This is a genomic window from Paraburkholderia lacunae, assembly GCF_003353175.1.
GTDB lineage: Bacteria > Pseudomonadota > Gammaproteobacteria > Burkholderiales > Burkholderiaceae > Paraburkholderia > Paraburkholderia lacunae.
Genome location: NZ_QHKS01000032.1, coordinates 44,563 through 63,473, shown reverse-complemented (window position 1 = coordinate 63,473; position 18,911 = coordinate 44,563). Strand labels below are relative to the sequence as shown.

At 65.0% G+C, this 18,911-nt stretch carries 15 protein-coding genes; 7 read left to right on the top strand and 8 right to left on the bottom strand.

Going from position 1 to position 18,911, the window contains the following annotated elements; all coding sequences use genetic code 11:
• Window positions 1–74: 74 nt before the first annotated feature.
• Entirely contained in the window at window positions 75–1,217 is a 1,143-nt protein-coding gene (locus tag DLM46_RS32775; RefSeq protein ID WP_115107889.1) for a glycosyltransferase family 4 protein, read from the top strand.
• 57 nt (window positions 1,218–1,274) lie between these two features.
• The gene (locus DLM46_RS32770) at window positions 1,275–2,630 is read left to right on the top strand and encodes a glycosyltransferase WbuB (protein ID WP_115107887.1); all 1,356 of its coding nucleotides are present in this window, start codon (window positions 1,275–1,277) and stop codon (window positions 2,628–2,630) included.
• 31 nt (window positions 2,631–2,661) lie between these two features.
• On the opposite strand, the gene DLM46_RS32765 is transcribed toward DLM46_RS32770, so the two are convergent.
• A complete protein-coding gene (locus tag DLM46_RS32765) occupies window positions 2,662–3,189 on the bottom strand; it encodes a hypothetical protein (RefSeq protein WP_115107884.1) in 528 nt (175 codons plus the stop codon).
• 181 nt (window positions 3,190–3,370) lie between these two features.
• Between DLM46_RS32765 and DLM46_RS32760 the strand changes: the two genes are divergently transcribed.
• Entirely contained in the window at window positions 3,371–4,027 is a 657-nt protein-coding gene (locus DLM46_RS32760) for an LbetaH domain-containing protein (RefSeq protein WP_115107882.1), read from the top strand.
• 238 nt (window positions 4,028–4,265) lie between these two features.
• Window positions 4,266–5,981 carry an FAD-dependent oxidoreductase gene (locus DLM46_RS32755; RefSeq protein WP_115107879.1) on the top strand — a complete coding sequence of 572 codons (1,716 nt, stop codon included), beginning with the start codon at window positions 4,266–4,268 and terminating at the stop codon, window positions 5,979–5,981.
• 50 nt (window positions 5,982–6,031) lie between these two features.
• Here the strand turns inward: DLM46_RS32755 and DLM46_RS32750 are convergent, their stop codons facing one another.
• Both DLM46_RS32750 and DLM46_RS32745 read right to left on the bottom strand, forming a co-directional pair.
• The gene (locus tag DLM46_RS32750) at window positions 6,032–7,243 is read right to left on the bottom strand and encodes a glycosyltransferase (protein ID WP_115107877.1); all 1,212 of its coding nucleotides are present in this window, start codon (window positions 7,241–7,243) and stop codon (window positions 6,032–6,034) included.
• Window positions 7,240–8,739 carry a hypothetical protein gene (locus tag DLM46_RS32745; RefSeq protein WP_115107874.1) on the bottom strand — a complete coding sequence of 500 codons (1,500 nt, stop codon included), beginning with the start codon at window positions 8,737–8,739 and terminating at the stop codon, window positions 7,240–7,242. The genes DLM46_RS32750 and DLM46_RS32745 overlap by 4 nt, the downstream gene beginning before the upstream one ends.
• 280 nt (window positions 8,740–9,019) lie before the next feature.
• On the opposite strand from DLM46_RS32745, the gene DLM46_RS32740 reads away from it, so the two are divergent.
• Window positions 9,020–10,306 (top strand): acyltransferase family protein, encoded by a 1,287-nt coding sequence (locus tag DLM46_RS32740; RefSeq protein WP_115107872.1) that lies wholly within the window; start codon window positions 9,020–9,022, stop codon window positions 10,304–10,306.
• Window positions 10,307–10,408: 102 nt separating this feature from the next.
• On the opposite strand, the gene DLM46_RS32735 is transcribed toward DLM46_RS32740, so the two are convergent.
• The gene (locus DLM46_RS32735; RefSeq protein ID WP_115107927.1) at window positions 10,409–11,614 is read right to left on the bottom strand and encodes a glycosyltransferase; all 1,206 of its coding nucleotides are present in this window, start codon (window positions 11,612–11,614) and stop codon (window positions 10,409–10,411) included.
• A gap of 354 nt (window positions 11,615–11,968) precedes the next feature.
• Between DLM46_RS32735 and DLM46_RS32730 the strand changes: the two genes are divergently transcribed.
• Together DLM46_RS32730 and DLM46_RS32725 are read left to right on the top strand one after the other, a co-directional pair.
• Entirely contained in the window at window positions 11,969–13,222 is a 1,254-nt protein-coding gene (locus DLM46_RS32730) for an oligosaccharide flippase family protein (protein WP_115107925.1), read from the top strand.
• The gene (locus DLM46_RS32725; protein ID WP_115107922.1) at window positions 13,222–14,295 is read left to right on the top strand and encodes a glycosyltransferase family 4 protein; all 1,074 of its coding nucleotides are present in this window, start codon (window positions 13,222–13,224) and stop codon (window positions 14,293–14,295) included. Before DLM46_RS32730 ends, DLM46_RS32725 begins: the two co-directional genes overlap by 1 nt.
• Before the next feature lie 303 nt (window positions 14,296–14,598).
• Here the strand turns inward: DLM46_RS32725 and DLM46_RS32720 are convergent, their stop codons facing one another.
• The 4 genes from DLM46_RS32720 to DLM46_RS32705 all read right to left on the bottom strand — a co-directional run bounded on the left by DLM46_RS32720 (window position 14,599) and on the right by DLM46_RS32705 (window position 18,909).
• Window positions 14,599–15,357, bottom strand: coding sequence for a hypothetical protein (locus DLM46_RS32720; protein WP_244306453.1), 759 nt, complete (start codon window positions 15,355–15,357; stop codon window positions 14,599–14,601).
• Window positions 15,358–15,682: 325 nt separating this feature from the next.
• The gene (locus DLM46_RS32715) at window positions 15,683–16,291 is read right to left on the bottom strand and encodes a hypothetical protein (protein WP_115107869.1); all 609 of its coding nucleotides are present in this window, start codon (window positions 16,289–16,291) and stop codon (window positions 15,683–15,685) included.
• Window positions 16,292–16,702: 411 nt separating this feature from the next.
• A complete protein-coding gene (locus DLM46_RS32710; RefSeq protein ID WP_208866368.1) occupies window positions 16,703–17,779 on the bottom strand; it encodes a LacI family DNA-binding transcriptional regulator in 1,077 nt (358 codons plus the stop codon).
• A gap of 170 nt (window positions 17,780–17,949) precedes the next feature.
• Window positions 17,950–18,909: a dihydrodipicolinate synthase family protein gene (locus DLM46_RS32705; protein ID WP_115107917.1), complete on the bottom strand. Its 960-nt coding sequence runs from the start codon at window positions 18,907–18,909 to the stop codon at window positions 17,950–17,952.
• Window positions 18,910–18,911: the final 2 nt, after the last annotated feature.

Below are 18,911 nucleotides of genomic sequence, written 5' to 3'. Positions count from 1 at the left end.
GAACGCTTGGGGCTCTTCGCGCGGGCAGTGCGCGCAACGGGCAAAAAGACGATTTTTCGAGGGGTGGCACACAAATGACAGCGTCAGTCACGATCTTCCACAATGTCGTATGGTCGCGCCATAAAGGTGTCGTGTTCTCTGCGTTGCACAAAATTTCGGCATCCGGAGCGATTCGCTACTCCATGGTCCAGATCGCGGATACGGAGCACGACCGGGTCGGCTTTTCCGACGTCGACTATTCGTATCATCGCTATCCGATGCAAAAACTGTTCGACGGCTGCTATGAAGACGTGCCCACGCTGAAGATGATCGCGCGGCTCACGTGGGAAGTGCTGCGCGCCAAGTCGGATCTGATCATCCTGCCGGGCTATCACCGTCCGGAATACTGGGCGATGCTGGCGGCGTGCATCGTGACCGGCAAGCGGCGCGCGGTGTTCGTCGATTCGACCGCGCGCGATCGGCCCAAGCGGCTCCTCACGTCGATCCCGAAACGGGTGTTCTTTTCGCTCTGCGACGGCTACTTCGGTTTCGGCGAGCGCAGCCGTGAATATCTGCTGTCGCTCGGCGCCAAGCGGGACAAGATTTTCGTGCCGTGCCAGGCCGCCGCGTTGCCCGGGTCGTTTTCGCCGGAGCGCGCGCTGGTCGATCGAGTCGCGAGCCGTGCCGGCAATCCGCCGGTGTTCCTGTATGTCGGCCGTCTCTCCGAGGAGAAGGGCATCGGCACGCTGATCGAAGCCTTCGCCGGATTGCGGCGGCGGATTCCGGCCGCGAAATTGCGCATTGTCGGCACCGGGCCGATGACAGAGGTCCTGCACGCGAAGGTCGCCGAACTCGAGCTCGGCACGGCCGTGACCTTCGCCGGCAGTCTGCAGGACGAACCGCTCACACACGAGTACTACGGCGCGACCTGCCTCGTGCTGCCGAGCTATAGCGAGCCGTGGGGACTGGTTGTCAACGAAGCGCTCGCGCATGGCTGCCCGGCTGTCGTCAGCGAGAGTTGCGGCTGCGTGCCGGAGCTCGTGATCGACGGCGTCAGCGGTTATGCGTTCACCGCCGGCGATGTCGCCGCATTGCAGCGCACGATGCTCAAGGCGATCGAGGCTTTCGCCGACGCGGGCGGCACCGCGCGCCGCTGCATGGACGTGATTCGCCGCTTCGATCCGCCTTCGGCCGCCGCCAATATTGCGCGAGGCTGCGCGCTGATGCTGAGCGACTGACGCGCATTGCCCGGTCGAGTCGCGTAAGCGAAGCTCCAACACGTTCTGGCTGCCACCATGAAGATTCTGATATACGGCCTCAACTACGCGCCTGAACTGACCGGGACGGGCAAGTACACGGCCGAAATGGCTGCGCTTCTGGCCGGCAGCGGGCACGAGGTTCGCGTGGTGTGCGCACCGCCTTATTACCCGGAATGGCGGATTGCCGCGGGCTATTCGTGGTGGCGGTTCCGCCGCGAAATGCGCGACGGCGTGACGGTCTGGCGCGCGCCGCTATGGGTGCCGTCGCGGCCCAGCGGCGTGAAGCGGATGGCGCATCTCGCGAGTTTCGCGACGACCTCGTTGCCGCTGCTTGCCATGCAGGCGCGATGGCGTCCCGATGCGGTCGTGCTGATTGCCCCGACGCTGATGTGCGCGCCCGGCGCGCTCGCGCTGGCGCGCATCGCACAGGCGAGCGCGTGGCTGCATATTCAGGACTACGAGGTCGACGCGGCTTTCGATCTCGGTCTGCTGAAGAGCCCGCGCGGCGCCCGCTTCGCGCGCTGGATCGAAAGCGCATTGCTGCGGCGCTTCGATGCGGTGTCGTCGATTTCCAGGCAGATGATCACGCGCGCGCTGATGAAGGGCGTGGACCCGACGCGGATCGTGTGCCTGCCCAACTGGGTCGACGCCTCGAAGATTTTTCCGCTCGCGCAAGCGAGCGAATATCGGCGCCAGTTGCATATTCCGCGCGGACAGAAGGTGGTTCTGTACTCGGGCAACATGGGCGCGAAGCAGGGCATCGAAACGCTCGCCGACGCGGCGGCATTGCTCGCCGTACGCCCCGACCTCACGTTCGTTTTCTGCGGCAGCGGGGCCGCGAAACAGGGTTTGCTCGAACGCTGCGCGGCATTGTCGAACTGCATTTTCATTCCGTTGCAACCGGCGGAGCGTTTGAACGAATTGCTCAACCTCGCCGATATCCACGTGTTGCCGCAGCGCGGCGATGCAGCGGATCTGGTGATGCCGTCCAAGCTCACCGGCATGTTCGCAAGCGGACGGGCCATCGTGGCGATGGCCCGTCGAGGTACGGGCCTATTCGACGAAGTGGCGCCACGTGGCGTGGTGGTGCCGCCCGACGACGTGCCTGCGCTTGCAGCGGCGATCAGCGCGTTGGCCAGCAATCCGCAGCGCCGTGCGGAACTGGGCCTCGCTGCACGCGAGTATGCCGAGCGCGCGCTGTCGCCGCAGGCGACGATCCGTACGCTCGAAGAGCGGCTTGCCATGCTGGTCCGTGCGGCGGGGGCGGAACAACGCGCAAAAAGCCCGGCAACGCGTTTTGTCCCGGGACCTTCGACTGCTTCGGCGGCGACGACGACGGCAACTGCAACGCGGGCCAAGCCCGCCACCGCGGAGGAAGCCGCGCCGGATTGATCCGGCACACGGCGCGGTTATGAAGGCGACATCACCACGGAGAGCGGTAAACGCCGCGCTTGCCGGTGCCGGTGAGGTCGTACGGGTCGGCGTAGGTGGTCTTCGCCGCTGCTGCGGGCAGCATGGCGTCGTTCGCGTTCGGACGGGCCTGGGCGGCGCCGCGCGCTTTGCCGTTGGCGGCCGCGAGCGGCGCCTTGTTGCGTTGACCTTTGAGCGGCGCCGGCTGCCCGCCCGGACCCGTGGCGGTCATGCTCATGCGCTGCTCGTCGAGCAGGGCCGCCTGCTGGGCGTCGACGGTATTGCGCCGCGGCAAGTCGGTCGGGCTGCCGTATTCCTGTGGAGCGCCGAGCAACTGCTCTTCGCTCGCACGATGAGCCGCCCGGCCATCTTTTTTCGGCGCCATGGCGTTGCCGCCGTAGCCGGGAGCAGGAGCCGCCGCGCGCGCAGCGGGTGCGGCCGGTGCGCCGGCGGCCCCCTGGGCGAGCGCCGGGGCGGCGCATACGCACGAAGCAATGGCGGCGAACAGCGAGGTAACGGCATGACGAAGCGAAGTGTTCATCGTAGTCCCCGGACAGATGCGGTCGCGATAAGCCTATCGTGCGCCACGCAGCACGCATGTAGCCGCCAAAAGGCCTCCCCGGACGGCCATAGCGCAAAGCGTCGCCGGGCGCCGCAACATAATGGCACCACGCGCGGTACAGATGGGTATGTTTACTACCGCGCGCGTCAGGAGAGAACTGATGGGTAACGTAGCCGACGATCCGCAGATCGGCCGCATGCCGGAAGTACCGGACGTACCCGACGCACCCGCTGCGCCGGACGTGAACGGCGTGCGCGAAAACGGCCGCGTCATCGATCTGAGTCTTGCCGGGAAGGGAAACTACCGCGCGAAGCGCGGCATTCTCATCGAACTCATCTGGTTTGTCGTTGAAGCCTGTGTGATCAACAACAAGCTGCTGCCCCTTTCATTCATCCGCGTCGCGCTGCTACGGCTGTTCGGCGCGAAGATCGGCACCGGGTGCCGGTTCGTGCATCCGCTGCGCGTGAAGGCGCCGTGGAATCTCGAGGTGGGCGAGAACTGCTGGTTCGGCGTCGACGTCTGGATCTACAACCAGGCCATGATCCGCATCGGCTCGAACGTCTGCATCTCGCAGGGTACGTTGCTGAGCGCCGGATCTCACGACATGCGCAGCACGATGGATCTGCGCGTGGCCCCTATCGTCATCGAGGACGGTGTCTGGATTACGTCGAAGTGTGTCGTGCAGATGGGCGTGACGATCGGCCGTTCGGCCGTGGTGACGCCTTTGTCCGTCGTGCATCGCTCGCTCGCGCCGGGCGGCGTGTATGGCGGCAATCCATGCCGCTTCATCAGGAATCGCTTCGATTCCGTGGCCTGAAGCACAGATACAGAACCGCAGCGTCATTACGCTGAGGAGGCCGAGGTCGTTGCTCGCCGGATGTCGGCGGCCGCAACGGGTTTGTCGATCGACGCTTGCCGCTCGATGCCCGCTGTGGCGCCGGTGACGGCGCGCCGACGGCGTGTGCGTGGTTGCTTGCCGGCCCGGCGGCTCATCCAGCCGGACCGGCAAGCAACCACGTACTCGAGAATTGCATGAAGAAAGATGGGGAGCTGGGATGTTTATCGATACTCGCAACGTCGAACAGAACACGGTCATCGAGGCGGCAGTCTGCATCGTTGGCGGCGGAGTGGCGGGCATCACGCTCGCACTCGAGATGGCGAGGGCGGGGGTGGACACCTGCATGCTCGAAAGCGGCGGCTTTGGCCCCGACGACGAAACGCGCGATCTCTATCGCGGTGAGAACGCCGGTCTTCCGTATTCATTCGCGGACGGTTCCCGTAGCCGCTACTTCGGCGGCAGCAGCAATTGCTGGGGCGGATGGTGCCGCCCGCTGGATCCATGGGACTTCGAGAAGCGCGACTGGATACCGCACAGCGGCTGGCCCTTCGGTCTCGACGAACTGGCGCCGTATTACGCGCGCACGCACGAGCTGCTGAAGCTCGGCCCGCAAAATTTCGACCCCGCTTACTGGGAGCGCGAAATCGGCCGCCACGACGTGCGCCGCATTCCGCTCGCGACCGGCGACATGCGCGACACCGTGGCCCAGTTCAGCCCGCCTGTGCGCTTCGGCAAGCTGTATCGCGACGAGCTGTCCCGTTCGTCGCGCGTGCGGGTGTTCCTGTATGCGAACGTGCTGAACATCGACGCCGACGCCCAGGCGTCGAGCATTTCGCGCGTCCAGGTGGCGACGCTCGGCGGACGCAGGATGTCGGTGGTGAGCAAGATCTTCGTGCTGGCGACGGGCGGCATCGAGAACGCGCGGCTGCTGCTCGCATCGAACAATGTCCAGGCCGCGGGCCTCGGCAATGGCAACGATCTGGTGGGCCGCTTCTTCATGGACCATCCGCGGATGATGTCGGGGACAGTGCGTTTTCGCCCAGGACTCGCGCGCAACAAACTGTATGACATCAAGTACCACTATCAGAATGCCGCGGTCTCCGCGCACGGCACGAAGATCTCCTCGCAATTCGCGCCGAAGCAGGAACTGATGGAGCGCGAGAAATTGCTCAATTCGCGCGTATGGCTCTACTCGCGCTTTTACGGCGAGGGCAGCAAAGGGTCCGAGGCGCTGATCCGCTGCAAGGAAGCGCTGTTGTCCAAAGACCAGCCGGGCCGCAGCCTGAAGGCCGACCTCATCACCATGGCGTCGCATCCGCTCGACACCGTGGGCTACGGCTTGACGCGGCTGTATCAGTGGCCGGCGCTCATTACCGGTGTGACGCTGCAGGCCATCGTCGAAGCGGAGCCCAATCGCGACAGCCGCGTGACCTTGTGCAATCAGCGCGACCAGTTGGGCATGCCGCGCGTCAAGGTGGAATGGCGGCTTGGCGCCCAGGTCCAGCGCACGTTCGACAGAACCTTCGCGTTGCTTGCGCAGGAGTTGCAGATGGCCGGGATTGCGGACGTCGAACTCGACGCGCCGCTCGAGGGCCGTCCCTGGCCCGCGAAGCTGGAGGGAACGTGGCACCACATGGGCACGACGCGCATGCACGATTCGCCGCGCGAAGGCGTGGTCGATCGCGACTGCAAGGTGCACGGGATCGGCAATCTTTATGTGGCCGGCAGTTCGGTCTTTCCGACGGTCGGCGCGAACTTTCCGACCATCACGATTGCCGCGCTTTCGCTGCGCCTCGCCGGGCATCTGGTCCGGCAACTCGATACGCCGGACGTGGTGGCCAACAGCGGCATGATGACGATGCCGACCCAGGTCAAAATCGACACCTTGCCGATCGCAGCCTCTTCGTTGACGCCGTTGATGAAGGAACAGTGACCCGGAAGGAACAGCGACCCGGCCGCTGACGGGATGCCGCGCGCATCCTCTCACTGGCTTTGCTGGGTCGCTTCTCGCAGAGCGGCGAGCGTAGGTTCGCGCAGCTCGGCGCTGCCTCTGCTGTCAAGCAGAGCCGTCAACGCGCCGACCATGGTTTCGATCCGGAAGCGCGCATGGAAAGTGCGGCGTGCTTGCGCGCGCATGTTCTGCCGGGCGTCGTCGTCGAGTTCATACCAGCGCACGAGGTTCTGTTCGGTGCCGTCGATCGTGTCGGCAGCGACGAGGCCCGCGCCGTCCGCTTCGATCTCGCGCCAGACGTTGACCTTATCGGAGATCAGCGCGGGCAGCCCGCAGCCGAGCGCTTCTGCAACCGCCACGCCGAAGTTCTCCTGGTGCGACGGCAGGACGAAGACGTCGCTTGCGTGAAACGCGCCCCACTTGAGATCGCCTTGCAGCATGCCCGGCAGGCTGAGCCGATGCGCGACGCCGGCCGCGGCTGCCTGCGCGCGCAACTGCGCAACCCAGCCGGTCTCGTCGGGTCCCGCGATGACGAGATGCAATGCCGGATCGTGGCCGGCGATGCGCGCGAAGGCCTCGATCAGCAGATCGCAGCCTTTCTTGGCGTGCACGCGGCCGAGAAACAGCACGATGCGTTTGCCGCGCAAACCCGGCACGGCTTGCAGGAACGCTTCGCGTACGGAGCCGGCGTCGAGCGAAGGAACCGTCGTGCCGAACGGCACGATCCGTTCATTGGCCCGGTATAGCCAGAACGATTGCCGCGCGCGAGTGCGCTCTTCTTCCGTCGTGAAGATGACGGCGCGCGCGTCGCGCAGCACACGGTATTCGGCCCATGGCCAATACAGCCATTTCTTGAGGTGCTTGAGCGGATACGACTGTTTGAACCACGGATCGAGCATGCCGTGAACGTACACGTAGTACGGCACCTCGCTTCTTCTGAGCGTCCTCCACGCGGCAAGGCCGTGGTATTGCCACAAGCCGTGGACGATCACCGCGTCGAAGCGGCGTGCGTTGGCGCGCAGCCAGCGCGCGAGGTGCGCGCTGTAGCTGTAGCGGTTGGTGACTGGGCCAAAGGCGTGCACCGGAAACGGAAAGGCCGCGAGGTACGCGGCGCCCGGCGCGTCGCAAGTGGCCACTTCGATCTGGTGTCCGGCTTCTTGCATCGCTACGCCGCTGCGGCGTACGCCTTCTACGGGGCCGCCGGCGCGTGGGTCGACGCTTGCGAGCAGGTGGAGGATTTTCATCGGGCGAGATTCGATCGATTGACGCTGCGCGTCGTCGACGGCGTGCCGGACGACGCGAGCGGGCCGAAGCCGCCGGACCCGGCCGCGGCGCTTGCCGAACGTGAGATGCCCAAGGTTGCCGCGAGGTCCGCGCGGCCCATGCCGGGCTGGATCCTGCCCGGCAACTCGGGCACGACCACCGGGCGCATCTGCTGCGGCCGGCGAACCCGCTTCGGCCTCGCCGGGAGCGCGCGTTGCAGCCGCGCATGCGTCGCGATCATCAAGCCGAGCGCGATGCCGAACACCAGTCCCGAGAAACGCGGTCCGAGCGGATTGCCGCCTATCGACGTAGCCGGCAGCGCGGCAAACAGCATGATGGCCCGGCCGAGTACAGGGAGCATCGGCGCGTCCGGCACGACCGCTCGCCAGTGACGATAGGAGAGAAAACAGATCGCGAGCGCGGCCAACATGGCAAGCGGCATGCCGATGCCGAACAGCAGGCCGCCCGCGAACAACTGATACACCCAGAAGTTATGACCGGCCGCCCATTCCCTGATCGCATAGAAGTCGTTCTCGCTGATCTGGCCGGCGAGATCCGGCAGGTAGACGGGCGAGTAGCGATAGTAGTGTCCGAAGCCCGCGCCGAATAACATCGTCGCGGGGTCGGCGGTGACCTGGTCGTACTGATCGCGCATTTCGGCGAGCCGGGTGATGGTGGTCGGGTCCTTGCCGGTGGTGGTTTCCTCCGACGCGAAAATACGCTGCGTCCAGTGCTGGGTGACGGTGGGGAAGCTCAATGCCGCCACGCCTGCCACACTGGCGATCACCACGCCGGCGACCAGGCTGCGCGCGAGCGCGCGCCAGATCTGCTGAACCGTCGGCGCGCACAGTCCCATCGCGATCAGGAACAGCAACACCGTACCCACCAGCAAGCTGCGTGTGACGCTCAGCAACTCGACGATCACGCTGAAGGCGAACACCGCAACCGTAAAAAAAGAAAAGCGCTTCGCGACGACGAATTCGTGCAGCAGCACGCCCTGGAGTCCGAGCAGCGTGACGGAGATGATCCGGTACCGGACCTCCTCGAGACCGCCGCTCGTCGCCATGCCGTACACCAAGGTGAACACGAGGCTAATTGTGTTGGCGACGAACAGGGCTCTCTCGAACTGCGAGATTCGATATTCGCTCCATGGACGGCAGGCCACCACGTAGCCCAGCAGGAACAGCAGGAACGGCAGCAGGACACGCAGATAGTTGCCGGTGTCGTTGTCCTGCACCAACTGGGCGACGACGCTGCCGAGCACGCACAGGAGAAGGCTAAAGGTAACTAGTGTGCGCAGGCGCGAGCGGTCGTGAAAGCGTGGCGCAATCAGCGCCAGGCTCAATCCGGCGACCAGCACAGGAAGGACGAACACGAACTGGGCGAAGTGGCCTGTGTTGGCGTCGGTCGCTTTGTAGTCCAGCGCAAGCGGTAACAGAAAAATCCAAACCCACAACGTCGCATACTGATGGCGCATTGCTGATCCTCCCCGGCGCCGTTGGTTTATACCAGGCGGTTTCGCGTAAGTTCATTGTGCGGGAATATCCCGGCTTGCCAATTTCGCCTACCGGTTTCGTCGCCGATTGCCTGGGTTCTGGCGACAGAGGAAAGGCCGACTGTTGCGTGAGATACCCTGCCGCCCTCAGGTTGTCGGGCAATGCCTTGATGTTGGCGCGCACGCACGCGTGACGCCACCGAAGATGCAAAAAGGGACATTCGGGGACATTGGCCCGCGCAGGGTGTCAGCGGAGAAGAAAATGAAATTATTCGGCAGCGCGAAACCCGTCACAGCCGGCAGGGCAATCGAGCTCGATTTCCTGCGCGGCATTGCCATTATCGCGGTGATGGGGTTTCACTTTCATGCTGTCCATACGAATAACTTTCTACTTCAGATTATTGAGTACCCGCTGAAAAATTTCGGACGTGAAGGCGTGAATCTGTTTTTCACGCTGAGCGGCTTTCTGGTGGGCGGTCTCCTGCTCAGGCAGTACGCCGAAAAAGGTCACGTCAACGCACGGCGTTTTATCGTCCGGCGAATCTTTCGCATCTGGCCCGCGTATTACGTGCTGCTCGCTTTCCATCTGCTGGCAGGCCGCCACCCGTGGAATACGTTTCTGTTCCAGAACCTGGTCCATCTGCAGAACTATCTGGGCACCTCGATTACGCAGACCTGGAGCCTCGCGGTCGAGGAGCACTTTTACCTCGTATTGCCGGCGCTCCTGTTGCTGTTCGCCCGCTGGCGTCTGGGCGTGTGGACCATCGTCAGCATCCTGACCGCGATCTGCGCGGTGGTGCTCACGGCACGCTGCTTCGCGGTGGCGCACGGAAACCTGGAAGGCGCCTTCGCCTACACGCAGTACCGGATCGACAGTTTGCTGGTCGGCGTGATTCTGTCCGCGGTCTACTGGATGAGACCGGCCGTCTATCAGCGGCTGGCGAAGCGCACAGGATTGCTGATCGCCATGGTCGTCGTGCTGTGCATGTGGCTGGCGTTTGCCACGAAAAATCTGGTGCTGGACGAAAGCATCGGCTACACGATTCAGGCGCTCGGCTTCGCCGCGTTGCTCGTGCTGGTGCTCGAACATTCAGGATCGCTTCGCTCTTCGCTGGTCTATCGCGCGATCGCATGGGTCGGCCTTTATTCTTACGGCATCTACCTATGGCATTCGCTTGCGCTCGCACCCGGCGACATGCTGATTCGCAAAGCGACCGCGCTTGGCCTCGCGCCGAGCCTGACGTGGATTCTCGCACTGAGCGCGCAGTTCGCGTTCGCCATCCTGATCGGTTACGTGACGACGCGCGCGATCGAATTTCCGTTCCTGCTCATGCGCAACGCGCTCTTTCCGGAAAAGCGCAGCAGTGCGGTGCGTGAAGAGGCGCTCGCCGCCGAAGGCCCGCCATCGCGGCATCGGCAACCCGCGCGGCCGGCCGCCGAGGGCGCCCCCAGTTCCACCACGACCGCCGAGCCCGCCGATCCGCGCATCGCGGTTCTCGCCGCGCGGCGTCGTGCCGAACCGGGCGCGGGCAGCGAACCGGCCGGCTGATTGCGCGCGGGTTGCCGAGGGTCGCCGTGGGTTGTCGTGGGTTGTCGTTGATTGCCGCTGGTTGCGGGCGTGTGCCGAGGTGCGCTGAAATGTGCCGCTGCTTCAGGCCATCTGCTGAAGCAAGGTCTGCTTGAATTGCCCGAGCGTATGCCGCGACAGCAGATCTTCGCGAGCGGACGGGACGGCCTCCGGCGCATGCGGCCACGAGGTGGCGACTTCGGTGATGGCCTTGCCGATCGACGCCGTACTCAGGTCGCTCAATATCGGCCCCAGCTCACAGCGCCGGCTGAACCAGCCGATCAGCCCGTCTTCGGTCGCGATGACCGGCTTGCCGAAGCGGTACGCCTGCACGAGCACGCCGCTCATTCCGTAGTGTCCCTTGTAACCCAGCCAGACGGCGTCGCAGGCGGAGAACAGATCGCGCTCGAGATCGTTTGAGATGAACGCGTCGAGAATCACCGGTGCGGGTTTCAGGCCGCGGACATGGTTGCGCATGAAATGGCGCGTGCCCGCGTCCTGCTCGCCGGCGACGATCAGCGTGGGGGCATTGTCCAGACGCGTCAGCGCCTCGACCAGTTCGTAGATGCCTTTGCGCTCGGTGATGGCGCCGTACACCAGCAGGTAGCGCTGTTCGGAGTCCAGTCCGAGCCGTTCGCGGGCGAGCACGGGGTTTTCCGCATGCTCATCCGGAAAGGGGTCCGCCACGTAGGCGATCGCCGCGCTCGACTTCGATGCGCTGCGCGCCGACCACTCCGGCAGCGTGGGATCGATGGTGAGCAGCGTGCGCAATCCCGCCGATCTCACCGCGCGTTTGAAGAGCTGCGCCTTGATCGCATTGACCAACGGACGGTCGGGCGCCTTGATGCCAACCTTGTGATGATGAAAGGTCGCGCGCATCGTGATACCGATCCACGGCGTCTTGCCGAATGGCGAGCCGAGAAACGGCAGCGCATAAAAGAAATAGTCGACGTACGGAACGACCACGAGCCTGATCGGTTGCGCGCGGCTGACGATCTTGTACACGCGCTTGAAATAGCGGTGAAAGCGCCAGTATTCGTTGGGGTCGCGCAACAGGCCGCGGGGACGCTCCTCCGGATCGACAAACGCGATTTCCGTGTCGCGCCGGTCGGCGGCGATGATCTGCCGGGCGAGCCGATGATCCTCGTTGGCACACTCGGTGGCGAGAATGCACGGATAGCCGGCTTCCGCACAGGCCTGCATGGTCCACTCGACATAACGCCAGCGATGCCCGGTGAGATTGGGCTCGACAATCAGGACGTAGTCTTGTTCCAGCGCGTCAGTTGACATGTGCGGCATGTACGGCATGTGCGTTGTGGAAAAGCGCCAGGACGGCGGCTCGCGCGCATCCTCTCGCGGATCGTTGGCGGATCAACGTTAGCATCGCCGGCGCGAGGGGACCCGTCAATCTGATCCGATTTGTGGGTCAACGTACCAGAGCGCAATAGCTTCGGCTGAAGCGGCCTAGCTGATGGCGGTTGTCGCCGATTCTCTCGCGGTAAGGTCCTGAATGGAGTTCGATGAAAACGTCGCCAGCCTGGCTGGTGCACCTCACTGATTATGCGCCGGCGGCACATCGCAGCGATTCCGTTGAATCGTTGCTTGGCCGGATTCAGCGCCGTTCCGATTCCACGGAGAAACAGCTTGCGGGCGACCAGGCTTCCGGCGCTTTCGATGGCGACCAGTTTCGGCGCGAGTGCGGCGACTTGGGTGCTGCTGCAGCAGTTCGTCGTGCGTGGACTGGTCGCGATCAAGTTTCTTGCGATTGGCCGGATGCTCGGACCGGCGGCGATCGGCAGCGTGAGCGTGGCGCTGCTTGCAGTCGCGATCGCCGAGGCGCTGTCGGACACCGGCCTCGCGCAGGCGGTCATTCAAGGCGAACTTCCGCCGACCCGTTCGCAACTCGGCGCGGTATGGACGACGCTGACGGCGCGCGGTGTGCTCATTTCGCTGCTGCTGGTCGCGCTGGCGCCGGTGCTGGGCAGCCAGTTTCACCTCGACGGCTCGCTGGTGTTGCTGCAGCTCGCCGCGACGCTGCCGCTGTTGCGCGGCCTGGCTTCCCCCGCTTACTTCGTCGTGCAGCGCGAGCGGCGCTTCCAGCAGATTGCCGGTGTCGAAGTGGCGGCGGCGTTCGTCGATTGTTCGGCCGGGCTCGCCCTTGCGTATTTCGGTGCCGGAGCGGCCTCGGTGCTGCTCGGCCTGGTGGCCGGCGAAACGCTGAAAAGCACGCTCACGTGGCTCACGATGAAGCCGCGCCCACCGGTGCGCGCCGTGTGGTCGGGCATCGGTCACTACGTCGGCTTCAGCCGCTGGATCTGGGCGAGCAGCGTCATCAATCTGCTGCTGAATCAGTTCGACAAGGTGGTCGTCGGCAAGCTGCTCGGGCCGACGCAACTGGGCAGCTATCAGATGTCGTCGCGCCTCGCGCAGATGCTGCTGGCGGACGCCGCGATCGCCATGTCGCAATACCTGTTCCCGACGTTCGCGGCGCATCATCGCAGGAATCCGCACGGCGCGTCGCGGCTGATCAAGCTCTATCTTCTGGTGATCGCGCTGGGTCTGGCGGGATTCGTGGAAGTGCTGAGGCTGATTGCCGAGCCGCTGTTCTCGCTGATTCTCGGTCCGGCGTGGCTGCCCGCGGTGCCGCTGTTCAGAATCCTCGCGATCAACATGGCGATCGGCGCGTTGATCGCGGTGCTGGTCGCGTATCTGCGCGCGGTGGGCGACGCGAAGGCGACCGTGCACGCATCGGCGATTCAGGTCGTGGTGCTGCTGGTGAGCGCGCCTCTTGCGACGCACTGGTGGGGTGTCACGGGGATCGCGTGGTCGATGACGCTCGGTCTGGGTTGCGCGGCGACATGGATGCTGTGTCGAACGCTGACTGCAAGGGCCTCATGATGCGCGTCCTTCATCTCGTTCTGGCGCCGCGGCTGTCCGGCGCCGAAGTTCTCGCGAAGGATCTCGCCATCGATCAGCGCGCCGACGGCATGGCGGTGTGCGTCGCGTCGCTGTTGCCGTCGCATGCGGAATTCATGCCGCTGCGGGACGAACTCCAGAAACACGGCGTGCTGTGCGGGTTTCCGCTGCGGCGGCATCGCGCGGCCCGCAAGCTGTGGAATCTGTTTTTCACGGTGCGCAGCTTCCGTCCGGACGTGATTTTCGCGCACGCCACGATTCCGTCGTTCTACGCTCGCGCGTTGCCGCTTCGCGTGCCGGTCGTCTATGTCATGCATTCGGCGACCAACGACTTCGAGCGCCCGCTGTTCCGGCGCGTCGAACACATCCTCTCAGGACGTGCCCGGGCCGTGATCGGTGTGTCGCAGCAGGGCGTGACGGACTACGCGCAGGCCATCGGACCGCATCCGTCGATGACGGTCGTTCCCAACGGCGTGGACCTCGCACGGTTCGTCTTCACCGACGGTGTGGAACGCAGCGGCCGCGCGCCGCAGATCGTGCAGATCGGCAGGTATGCGTCGGTGAAGAATCAGCTTCTGACGGTGCGCGCCTTCAGCGAGGTGCTCAAGCAGGTGAAAGACGCGCGCCTGATGTTGTACGGCGTGGTTGAAGATCCCGGCTATCAGCGTGCGGTCATCGAGCTGGTGGGCCAGTTGGGTCTGGCGGACCGTGTCGTGGTTGCCGGGCCGCGCACCGATGTGGCGAGCGTGCTGTCGGAGTCGAGCGTGTTCGCCATGCCGTCGCGCTCCGAGGCGCACAGCGTGGCGTTTCTTGAAGCGCTGGCTTCGGGCATTCCGATCGTTGCCAGCACGATTCCGTCGTTTGCATTCGCGAACGGCTATCCGTGTGTCCAGCTTGTCGATACCGACAACGTGCAAAGCTATGCCGACGCCATTGTCCTTGCGCTGGGGCAGGCGCGCGCGCAACGCTCGCTCGCCGGCCTGACGCTCAGGGATACCGCCGCCCGTTACCGGGCGATTGCGCATCAAGTGTGTCTTGCTGTGCCGGCCCGGTAGTGGCTTGGTAGTGGCTCAGTAGTGGCCGGGTAGTGGCTTTGCAGTGGCTTGGCAGTGGCTTGGCAGTGGCCCAGTAGTGCCCAGTAGTGCCCAGTAGTGCCCAGTAGTGCCCAGTAGTGCCCAGTAGTGCCCTGGCAGTGCTCCGGTAGTGGCCTGGCAGTGGCTTGGCAGCGGCGCATTCGTGCCCGGTAGTGGCCAGGTAGTGGCGCGGTAATGGCCAACGGTCCAGTAGTTCGCTCAAGGCGGCCGGGCCCGCCGGCAGTCCTGGCTGGATCGCTCGTTCAGACGCGGTTCAATGCCGGTTCAATGATGGGTTGCCGGGTTGTTCTCCTCATGCGACGGGGCGGGCGCAGGCTCGGCCGTCACGACGCTCGCGACTTCCGACTCCCGCATGGCGCGCTCGACGAGGCGCTTCGCTTCTGCGCTGCTCGAATCGACGAGTAGCGCGTTGCCCGCGTTGTGCGAGACGCATGACCATTGTTCGATGTATTCGCAGCCTCGCGCGACGCTGAGCAACGAGTCGCGCTGCTGTTCGCGCTCGCTCAGCGTGGAGCGCATGCGCAACGCGTGGGGGTTGCCCGGTTGGGCGGCGATGGCCGCCGAGAGCCTTGCTTTGGTCGCCGCCAAATTGCTCTTTTGCAGATCGGCGCGCGCGGCGCGGAGATGCTTCGAAACGTCGACGCGCGGTTTGTCCGGTTTGCTGACGGCGCGCTTCACATCGGGCGGCGCCGCTGCTGCCGTTGCAACGGGTGCTGCAACTGCCGCTGCAGCTGCCGCCGCAGTTGCCACCGCTGTTGCCACATGACGTGGAGCCGGCGGCGCCACGGCGGCGGGCCGCTGTGCCATGGCAACAGGCGGCTTCGCTTTCTGAACCATCACTCTGCCGGATACCGCCGGGGCGCTGTTATCCGAGTCGCTGCTCTGTCTGATGAAGCCCAGATACGCGACGGATGCCAGCAGCAGAGAGAGGATGCCGAGGGCTGCCTGCCGGCGCAGTCTTCGATGGCTGGCTACGGTGGCCGTCGGTTCGTACTCGCAGGTGAGGTAGAACGAATCGCGCACGGCCCTCGAGGACGGACTCCACGGCTTCGGCAGCGGCAGTCGCGTGACAGGCATCGGCCGGGTTGGGCCCAGCGCAATTCCGGTGGACGACGACGTGCTGGACGAAGCCTGTGACGGAAGCACGTCGAGTGCATTGATTGAGCGCGCATGACATGAAGGGCAGGCCGTGAAGCGTCCGGCTAGCAGCGCTCCGCAGAGCCCGCAGCGGGGGAAATCGTGCTGATCGGAGGTGATGTCGCTAAGCATTGCCATGTCGCAAACGGGCGTCGACTTCCGGCGCCGCGGTCAGAAAGAACAGGGCACAGCAACGAGGCTGCAACAGGGATTACTGCATGACGACGTAACCCCGCGCTTGCATGCATGCCCCATAGGCCGCCCAGTACCGTGTCATCGGCGGTTCGGGCGCCGGCAGCGGCGGCAGCTTCACATCGGACCCTTGGGCCGTCTGTGGTGCACTGGCCGCCGCCGTCTCCGAGGCGCCGCTCTTCGCGCTGCTTGACGATGCCGCTGTCGCAGCCGAAGCCGCGGTGGTGGTCGTCGTGGTCGCCGCAGTGGTGCCCGATGCCGCCGTCGCCGCCGTCGCCGTTGCAGCGCTCGCTGCAGGCGCGTTTGCCGCCGGCGCCGACGCGGCAGTAGGCATGCTCGCGCTCATCGGCATCGCAGAAAAGCTGCTGGGGGGTAACGGAGGCCGCGACGGAGTCCCCGTCGACGTGGATTTCGACGCCGCGGGTTTGCGCGGCGGCAATTGCGATTCGTGGGCGATGTTGACTTTCGACTGACGGTTGGCGGTGGCAAAGCACATCGACGTGTCGATGCTGCGCTGATACGGACTCTGACTTCGAATCGGATAGACCACCGGCATCCACGCTTGAGCAGCACTGCTGACTAACAGCAGCAACAGCAGCGTCAAACCGGTAGATATTCTTGGTTTCATCGCAGACGCTCCCACAGCGATGTTTCGGCGATCGCGGGCAGTTGCGCCGCCGCGCTTCGCGGATATTTCGCAGGCATGTCTCATGGCAGCCGAACCTGCCGCTGAAAGGCCGCGGATGAACGTCCAGGCTGCCTGATCAGCGTAACACCGCTCTTTGTCGACCGAATGCGCCGGATAGCGCGCGAAAACGCCATCCTTCAGTCGAATCAGGACATATTTGTTAGTTGGCGGGCGGTTTGGCGCAATTTGTAGGGGATATCCCTGGGCGCGGACCGAGGCGGCAAGTTTATTAAATCGCTGTTTTTCAAGAACAATCCATGCCTTTCCAGGTTGCGGCGAGGCCGGCGGAGCGCGTTCATTCGCTACCTGTTTCTGCAAATTCCGCCACCGGCAGCCGCGAGCGCGGAGAAGCTATCCCGGGCACGGTCCTGTCGACTGCCGCACCTGCAATAGTGCACGCACCTCATGTCCGTGTTGCGGCCGTTTGCCGTCGAGCGCGTCGAGCAGGTGCTGTGCCGCAAGCCGGCCGATCTCGGCCGTGTCGACGCGCATCGTCGTCAGCGCCGGGTGCATCTCCTTCGCGATCGCGAGATCGTCGAAGCCCGTCACGGACAATTCGCCGGGAATCGCGATACCCAGTTCCTCCGCCTCGCGCAGCACGCCGAGCGCGATGTGATCGTTGCCGCAGATGATCGCGCTGGGGCGCTCGCCCGGCAACTGCCAGATCGAGCGCAGGCTGCGCCGCCCGAAGCCGATCGTCGATTCGCCTTCGAACATGTGCTCCGGCCGTACGGCGAGACCGTGGCGTTCGAGCGTCGCGCGGATGCCCGCGAGGCGCGCCTGCACGCGGTCGTTGTCGCGCGTCGGCTGGATGCACACCGCAAACGAGCGGTGCCCGAGGCCGAGCAGATGCTCGGTGATCTCCGTGTAGGCCGCGTGATTGTCGAAGCCGATGCAGTCGTGCGGACTGCCCTCGCGATACGCATACGTGACCGCATAGGGCACGCGATAGAGCCGCAATGCATCGAACAGTTCGGCCGGGTGCGCCTCGCCCACGATGGCCATCGCCTCGACGCCGCGCGCGAGCATCGCGCGCACCTGCACGAGCGCCTGCGCGGGATCGTAGTTCGAACAGCCGAGCACGAGGGTGATGCCGCGTGCGGCGAACGCCGCCTGCATACCGCTCACCTGCGAGGCGAACACCTGGTCGTCGAGCGTCGGAATGATGATGCCGGCAATGTGGCTGCGCGTGGAGGCGAGGGCGCGTCCCGCCGCATTCGGAAACCAGTTGAGCGTGAGCGCGGCATGCTCGACGCGCTCGCGTACGTTTTCCGAGACCTTGCCCGGCTCGTTGTACACACGCGACACAGTCGCCGTCGATACCCCCGCGAGCCTCGCGACGTCGGACAGCACGGTGCGCCCCGTGTTGCGGCGGGCACGGCTTGTCGGGGTCCGGGCGGCGGGAGGCGGGTCGAAGGAATCGGGCATCGGGTCGGCAAGCAGAGGCTAAGTGGCGTGTGAGTGGCCAATGAGTGGCGGGTCAATGAAGCAACGCCCGCCATCTTACCGCCGCGGGCGCGTGCGAAGCGTGAGCGAGCACGGCCGTCGGCACAGACGTTCCGGTCATCGCGAAGCCCTGTCGGGAGACGCCCGCGAATCTAGCAGCCCGCGCCGGGCGAGGCGATGCGCGCGCGGAAATGCTCGGTGCCGGCGACGATCTTGTCGAGCACGGCGTCGAGCGCCCAGAAGCGTTCGCGCACATCATAGTCGATCACGCGGCAGCGAATCGAGCCGAAGGTGCCGATGCGCTGGTGGTAGATCTTGGCGAGCGCCGGATAGCCGAGCGCCTCGGATACCGCGGCGAGCACGAGAAACGTCGCCAGTTCTTCGGCAAGCGCCGGGTCCTGGGCGGCATCGTTGCGCAGCCACTTGTACAGGTCAGGGTGGAAGTTCGTGAACACGCCGTTAAAGCCTGCCGAGCCGGCCTTCATCGCGTCCCACGCGATTGCCGCGTTGGCGTTCAGGATCTTCAGCGGCGAACCCTGCGCGAGCGCGACGCGGCGCTTGACGGTATCGAGATCGCAGCTCACGTCCTTCAGCATGATGAAGCGGCCGGTATCGATGCATAGCTTCAGTTCGTCGTCGGAGAGAAGCCGCCGGTACGGCGCCGGGCATTCGTACAGACCGAGCGGCATGTCCGACGGAAGGCGCGCGAGGAGCCGCTTGAGATTCGCGGCGAAAACCTCCGTGCCCTCGCGTTTCGGGTCGAGCCGGTTGGTCACGAGCACGATGCCCTGGGCTCCTGTGCCCGCGGCGACGTTGAGCTCTTCGGCCTGGGCGTCGGGGTCGTCGCTGATGTGGCCCGACACCACGACGGGAATGCGGCCCGCCACTTTCTCGACCACGAAGCGACCCAGCGCGCCGCGTTCGGCGAGGCTCAGGAACTGCATCTCGCTCGATTGCGCGACGGCGAACAGCGCGTCGGAGCCGTGCGCGATATACCACTCGATCAGGCGTTCGAGCCCGGCGTAGTCGATCGCGCCGGAGGCGTCGAACGGGGTCAGCATCACGGGGACGATGCCTTCGATTGAAGTGGCGGTGTGCGTAGAGGTCGTCATGT

Excerpts from the sequence above, each read along its gene's own strand:
- DLM46_RS32760 (WP_115107882.1), top strand. The coding sequence starts at position 3,371 with ATGGGTAACGTAGCCGACGATCCGCAGATCGGCCGCATGCCGGAAGTA.
- DLM46_RS32735 (WP_115107927.1), bottom strand. The coding sequence starts at position 11,614 with ATGTCAACTGACGCGCTGGAACAAGACTACGTCCTGATTGTCGAGCCC.
- DLM46_RS32705 (WP_115107917.1), bottom strand. The coding sequence starts at position 18,909 with ATGACGACCTCTACGCACACCGCCACTTCAATCGAAGGCATCGTCCCC.
- DLM46_RS32775 (WP_115107889.1), top strand. The coding sequence starts at position 75 with ATGACAGCGTCAGTCACGATCTTCCACAATGTCGTATGGTCGCGCCAT.
- DLM46_RS32710 (WP_208866368.1), bottom strand. The coding sequence starts at position 17,779 with ATGCCCGATTCCTTCGACCCGCCTCCCGCCGCCCGGACCCCGACAAGC.
- DLM46_RS32725 (WP_115107922.1), top strand. The coding sequence starts at position 13,222 with ATGCGCGTCCTTCATCTCGTTCTGGCGCCGCGGCTGTCCGGCGCCGAA.
- DLM46_RS32740 (WP_115107872.1), top strand. The coding sequence starts at position 9,020 with ATGAAATTATTCGGCAGCGCGAAACCCGTCACAGCCGGCAGGGCAATC.
- DLM46_RS32745 (WP_115107874.1), bottom strand. The coding sequence starts at position 8,739 with ATGCGCCATCAGTATGCGACGTTGTGGGTTTGGATTTTTCTGTTACCG.
- DLM46_RS32770 (WP_115107887.1), top strand. The coding sequence starts at position 1,275 with ATGAAGATTCTGATATACGGCCTCAACTACGCGCCTGAACTGACCGGG.
- DLM46_RS32765 (WP_115107884.1), bottom strand. The coding sequence starts at position 3,189 with ATGAACACTTCGCTTCGTCATGCCGTTACCTCGCTGTTCGCCGCCATT.
- DLM46_RS32755 (WP_115107879.1), top strand. The coding sequence starts at position 4,266 with ATGTTTATCGATACTCGCAACGTCGAACAGAACACGGTCATCGAGGCG.
- DLM46_RS32715 (WP_115107869.1), bottom strand. The coding sequence starts at position 16,291 with ATGAAACCAAGAATATCTACCGGTTTGACGCTGCTGTTGCTGCTGTTA.
- DLM46_RS32750 (WP_115107877.1), bottom strand. The coding sequence starts at position 7,243 with ATGAAAATCCTCCACCTGCTCGCAAGCGTCGACCCACGCGCCGGCGGC.